We start from the raw sequence: 681 nt of genomic DNA, 5'->3' as shown, positions 1-681 counted from the left end.
GATTCGGAAGCCGTTCTTGTGTCTAAATCTGAGTTCGCACTAAGTGACGTTACGTTAAATTAACCGACATTAACCTATTTTTTAAAACGGCTTAAGCTCCATTAGAGGTGTGACGAGTTGATTTTTACATGTCCAAAAAGCGGTGTCTTGGCAACGATATTGAATTAAGTTATCAATATTTTTAAAGTCACTGTCAAGGTCACGAGAAATTATAGGTTCGTGGTGGGCAATTCTATTTCTCAAACCTCTAACACTCTCCAACAAAATCCTTAATTTATTGCGCATTTCAGATACAGACAAGGCTTGGTCATAATTCGGAAAAACAGTACATAAGTAAGGAGTCCACAAACGATCATCAAACCTCTTTGTTAGGAGTTTCTCCCAAAAAACAAACTTTAACTCAGGGATAACCTTTCCTGTTGTTGTCATTCCATTTCTTGCGTTAATTAGATCCTTGCGTGGGCTATACCCTTTTTGAGGGTTAGGTAAGCTTTGCTCAAAAGTCGGATTCCAAGGCCAATTACTACCGTATTTATTTTCTAGTGCCTCAGAAACCGCATTACGAATAACTACTTCACATAAATGCAATGGAGCAAAAAAAGCTGCCGATATTTGAGCGTTCCATGCGTACAACTTTAACGCTTGCTCTGTACTTAAAGTCACACCATTAAACACAACAGC

Annotated in this window: 1 protein-coding gene; it reads right to left on the bottom strand. The window is 38.3% G+C overall.

What is annotated here, in order from left to right:
• Positions 1-81 precede the first annotated feature (81 nt).
• A partial coding sequence (locus tag R7E78_RS26995) for a hypothetical protein (protein ID WP_318058727.1) occupies positions 82-681 on the bottom strand: 600 nt, incomplete at its 5' end.

Source organism: Vibrio sp. YT-19(2023), assembly GCF_033337395.1.
This window is presented reverse-complemented; position numbering and strand designations above follow the sequence as displayed.